This is a genomic window from Bradyrhizobium sp. P5_C11_2, assembly GCF_054049755.1.
The window spans coordinates 1-5,220 of record NZ_JBFULT010000539.1; the positions used below are offsets into that span (position 1 = coordinate 1).

Genomic DNA, 5,220 nt, shown 5'->3' on the forward strand with positions numbered 1-5,220 from the left:
GTGTTCCTCACCATGATGTCGACTTGCGCCCTCCAGCACAGCGCGAGCTCGTTCCGTGGCGATTGTGCCAGCGCGGCGTCGAAATCCGCCGCCGCCTGCTGTAGCCGGGACAGAGTCAGATAGAGCCGTCCACGCTGCACCAGAATCCGCGGTGAACCCGGCTTGAGCGCGAGCGCGACGTCGAGAGCGGCTTCCGCCGCCTCGAAGTGCCGGAGCTCGAGGCTCACCATGCCCTTGCCGGCGATCGCCTCCGCATGGCTCGGCTGAAGCGACAGGGCGCGATCGAAGTTCTCCCCGGCGCGTTCGAACTCGCCGATCATCAGCTGCGCCATGCCACGATTGCAGAATGCATCGGCAAAGTCCGGCTTCAGCCTGATGGCACGTTCGTGCAGTCCGATCGCTTCCTTGGCGAGGCCGAGGTGCAGCATTGTATTACCGAGATTGGTCAGGGTGATCGGACAATTCGGCTTCAGCGCAATGGCCTTCTCCTGGCATGCGCGGGCGTCCTTGAATTTCTGGAGATCGAAATACACGGCCCCGAGATTGCTATGGGCGTCCGGCGAACGCGGATCGAGCGCAACCGCGCGCTCGAGCAGGAATTCCGCGTCGTCGAGCCGCCGGCCATCAAATGCGCGCAGGCCGAGCAGGTGCGTGGCGTGGAAATGATCCGGAACCTCTTTCAAGATCTCGCGGCAGAGTATCTCGACCTCGTCAAATCGGCCCTGCCCGAGCGCCTCGATCGCGAAGGACATGACGGCGTCCGCCTGCTTCCTCAACTTCTTTTCCAAACGCGCATTCTGGTATGCGCGCGCGCCGACACTGCTGTGCAAGGTCTCTCTCCGGAAGATGGTCCGAAAAGAGGCAAGCTGATTCGCATGGTGCGAAGCTGGTGGGGCGGTTAGACCGGCGAGACCACCGGATTTTCAGGTGCTCACCGCAGGATCTGGCTCAAGAACAGTTGCGAGCGGGCGTGCTGCGGGTGAGCGAAGAACTCCTGCGGGGTGTTCGATTCGATGATCTGGCCGGCGTCCATGAACACCACGCGGTTGGCGACTTCCTTGGCAAATCCCATCTCGTGGGTGACCACCAGCATAGTCATGCCCTCCCTGGCGAGGTCGACCATGGTGTCGAGGACTTCCTTGACCATTTCGGGATCGAGCGCCGAGGTCGGCTCGTCGAACRGCATCACCTTCGGGTTCATGGTCAGCGCCCGCGCGATCGCGACGCGCTGCTGCTGGCCGCCGGACATCTGGCCCGGAAACTTGTTGGCCTGGTGCGGGATCTTGACCCGCTCCAGGAATTTCATCGCGTTGAGCTCGGCGTCCTTCTTCGGGATGTTGCGCACCCAGATCGGCGCCAGCGTGCAGTTCTCCAGCACGGTCAGATGCGGGAACAGGTTGAAGCTCTGGAACACCATGCCGACCTCGCGGCGGACCGCATCGACATGCTTGAGGTTCGGTCCGAGCTCGATGCCGTCGACGACGATCTCGCCCTCCTGGAATTCCTCGAGCGCATTGATGCAGCGGATCAGCGTCGATTTGCCCGAGCCCGAAGGCCCGCAGATCACGATGCGCTCGCCCTTCTCGACCTCGAGGTCGATGTCGCGCAGCACGTGAAATTCGCCGTACCATTTGTTGAGGCCGGAAATCTTGACGATGGGGCTATCGGACATGGTGAGCTCGATCAGTTGCGGCGGTGGGCGTTGAGGCGGTGCTCGACGAACAGCGAGTAGCGCGACATTCCAAAGCAGAAGATGAAGTAGATGATCCCGGCGAAGGCGAAGCCGGTGAACGCGGTCGACGGCGTCGACCATTTCGGATCCGAGAACGACGCCCGCAGCGAACCCAGGAGGTCGAACAGCGCCACGATCGAGACCAGCGAGGTATCCTTGAACAGCGAGATGAAGCTGTTGACGAGGTTCGGGATGACGTGACGCAGCGCCTGCGGCAGCACGATCAGCGAGGTCGTCTTCCACCAGGACAGTCCCAGCGCCGCAGCCGCCTCGCCCTGCCCGCGCGGGATTGCGGCGAGGCCGCCCCGAACGTTCTCGGCCTGGTAGGCGCCCGTGAACAGCGCAATGCCGATCAGCGCACGCACGAGACCGTCGACCGTGAAATTGCCCGGCAGGAACAAGGGCAGCATATAGGTGGCGAAGAACAGCACGGTGATCAGCGGCACACCGCGCCAGAACTCGATGAAGGCGATCGAGAAGATCCGGATCAACGGAATGGTGGAGCGGCGGCCGAGCGCCAGCGCGATGCCGATCGGCAGCGAGGTGACGATGCCGGTCACGGAGACCACCAGCGTCACCAGCAGGCCGCCCCACAAATTCGTCGTCACGGTCGGCAACCCACCGTGATCGAGCCCCATCACCTTGATCACGATCGCGATGGCGACGAAGGTGACGATGCTGGAAGCCAGAGCGCGCCATCCGGTTCGGATGCCGCCGCCGAGGACGAAGGCGATCAGGGAGATCACGACCGCCGTGATGGCAAAATCGGCCCACACCGACTGGCCGGTGCCCTGAATATGGTCGCGCAGCCACGTCAGCGGAAAGATCAGCCAGTAGATCGCCGTGCCGACCAGCACGATGAGGTTACCGACGACCCATAGCAGCGGACCGATGGCCGAGCTCTTGCTGAGATTGAGCAGGGCCTGTCCTGCGCCGACGATGCTGTCGTCGAACAATTGCAGCAGGCCGGCCGTCCAGCTCAGGCCGAAGCCCTTGATGCCGCCGCCGTGCAGCAGAAAGAATGCGACCACCGGAAAGGCGAAGAAGAACAGGCCGGCGTTCAGCCCTTTCGCCGGCAGGCGCGGAATGAGCAGCGGCAACAGCAGAACCACCGCCAGCACGAGCGTGAGGTTGACCCGCCAGCGCTYGGCCTCGGGGTAGAATCCGTAGATCAGCTGCGGCAGCTTGGCCTGGATGTAGGGCCAGCAGGCGCCGACGGCAAAGCCGGCATTCTCGCTCAGGCAGGCGGTCCGGTCCGTGCCGGTCCAGACCGCGTCGAACAGCAGGAACCTGACGGAGGGGACTATGGTGAACCAGAGCAGCAAGGCGCCCAGGATCGTCAGCAGGATATTGGTCGGCGAATTGAACAGGCGGGTACGCACCAGCCCGATGAAGCCCGTGGTCATGGCCGGTGCGGGACGCTCGGCGACCAGATCCCGACGGACGAAGGCGGACGAGGTGATATCGGTCATGCGCCGAGGCTCCGGCTGATACGCCACCCGTAGACGCTCATGACGGCGCTGGTCAGGAGCGAAATCAGGAGGTAGACGCCCATCGTCATGGCGATGATCTCGATCGCCTGCCCGGTCTGGCTCAACGACGTGCCGGCGAACACCGACACCAGGTCGGGATAGCCGATCGCGACCGCCAGCGAGGAATTCTTGGTGAGGTTGAGGTACTGATTGGTGAGCGGCGGCACGATCACGCGCATCGCCTGCGGCACGACGATCAGCCGGAGCGTGTTGCCGCGGCTCAAGCCCAGCGATGACCCCGCCTCCATCTGCCCGCTGTGGACCGACAAGATGCCGGCGCGCACGATCTCGGCGATGAAGGAGGCGGTGTAGGTCGACAGCGCCAGCGTCAGCGCCACGAATTCGGGGATGATCCGCGAGCCGCCGGCGAAGTTGAACCCCTTGAGCTGCGGCAGCTCGAAGGTGAAGGGCGGCCCGAACACCAGAATCGCCACCAGCGGGAGCCCGAACAGGAAGCCCAGCACATAGGGCCAGATGCGGATCACCTGGCCGCGCTGAAACAGCGCCCGTCGCGCATAGAAGCGGAGCGCAAGTGCGGCGACGACGCCGAATGCAAGTACCGCCAGAAACGGCTCGAACCCGGCTTCGCCGATCGGCCGGGGAATGACCAGTCCGCGGTTGCTGACAAAGGAGATGCCCAGCAGCGATATGCTCTGCCGCGGGTTGGGCAAGGCCGCGAGCACTGCCAGGTACCAGAACAGGATCTGGAACAGGAGCGGCAGGTTGCGGATGAGCTCGACATAGATTTCGCCGATGCGCGACAAAAGCCAGTTGGGCGACAGCCGGCACAATGCGACGATGAAGCCGATCACGGTGGCGAAGACGATGCCCACCACCGAGACCACCAGCGTGTTCAGAAGCCCGACCACGAACACGCGCAAGAAGGTGTCCGAGCCCGTATACGAGATCAGCGTCTGATTGACGTCGAAGCCGGCATTGTTCCTGAGGAAGCCGAAGCCGGCGGCAATGTGCTGGTTCTCGAGGTTGGCGCGGGCGTTGGAGACGATTTCGTAGGCAATCCAGCCCAGGATCGCCGCGAAGGCGAACTGGACGGCGACGCCGTTCCATCCGGTCTTGCCGCCCAGCACGCGCCTGATCTTCAGCGCGATCTGGGGCGGCGGTTTGCGGGCCTCGGTGCTCATCGCCGCGGGCGGGGATCGAGCGGATCAGCGGATCGGCGGCGCGTACTGGAGACCGCCCTTGTTCCAGAGATTGTTGAGACCACGGGCGATGCCGAGCGGCGAGCCCGCGCCGACGTTGCGATCGAACACCTCGCCATAATTGCCCGTGGCCTTCACGATCCGCACCACCCAGTCCTTGGTCAGCCCAAGCTGTTCACCGAAATTGCCGTCGCTGCCGAGCACGCGCTTCAGCTCCGGATTTTCCAGTTTCGCCTTCTCGTCGACGTTCTTCGCGGTCACGCCGAGCTCTTCGGCGGTGACCAGGGCAAACAGCGTCCATTTCACGATGTCGAACCACTGGTCGTCGCCGTGGCGCACCATCGGCCCGAGCGGCTCCTTCGAGATGATTTCCGGGAGCACCATGTGGTCGCCGGGATTAGCAAGCTTCAGGCGATTGGCGTAGAGGCCCGACTGGTCGGTGGTGAAGACGTCGCAGCGCCCAGCTTCATAGGCCTTGACCGTCTCATCGTTGGTGCCGAACGCGATCACCTCATACTTCATGTTGTTGGCCTTGAAGTAGTCGGCGAGATTCTGCTCGGTGGTGGTGCCGGTCTGCACGCAGACCGAGGCGCTGTTCAGCTCCAGCGCCGAATTCACCTTGAGCGACTTCTTCACCATGAAGCCCTGCCCGTCATAGTAGGTCACGCCGGTGAAGTTGGCGCCGAGCGAGGTGTCGCGCGAGATGGTCCAAGTGGTGTTGCGCGACAGCACGTCGATTTCGCCGGATTGCAGCGCCGTGAAGCGGTCCTTGGCCGACAGCGGCACGTACTTGACC

General features: G+C 63.6%; 5 protein-coding genes. All 5 read right to left on the reverse strand.

The annotated features are described in order from the left end of the window. On the reverse strand, positions 1-830 hold an 830-nt coding region (locus tag ACXJL8_RS33320), incomplete at its 3' end, for a tetratricopeptide repeat protein (protein WP_456686323.1). Between the two features lie 101 nt (positions 831-931). Further along, positions 932-1,672 carry an amino acid ABC transporter ATP-binding protein gene (locus tag ACXJL8_RS33325; RefSeq protein ID WP_456686324.1) on the reverse strand — a complete coding sequence of 247 codons (741 nt, stop codon included), beginning with the start codon at positions 1,670-1,672 and terminating at the stop codon, positions 932-934. Between the two features lie 11 nt (positions 1,673-1,683). Continuing rightward, entirely contained in the window at positions 1,684-3,204 is a 1,521-nt protein-coding gene (locus ACXJL8_RS33330; protein WP_456686325.1) for an amino acid ABC transporter permease, read from the reverse strand. Then, positions 3,201-4,406 carry an amino acid ABC transporter permease gene (locus ACXJL8_RS33335; protein WP_456624132.1) on the reverse strand — a complete coding sequence of 402 codons (1,206 nt, stop codon included), beginning with the start codon at positions 4,404-4,406 and terminating at the stop codon, positions 3,201-3,203. Before ACXJL8_RS33335 ends, ACXJL8_RS33330 begins: the two co-directional genes overlap by 4 nt. 24 nt (positions 4,407-4,430) lie before the next feature. After that, the coding region (locus ACXJL8_RS33340) for an amino acid ABC transporter substrate-binding protein (protein ID WP_456686326.1) at positions 4,431-5,220 on the reverse strand (790 nt) is incomplete at its 5' end.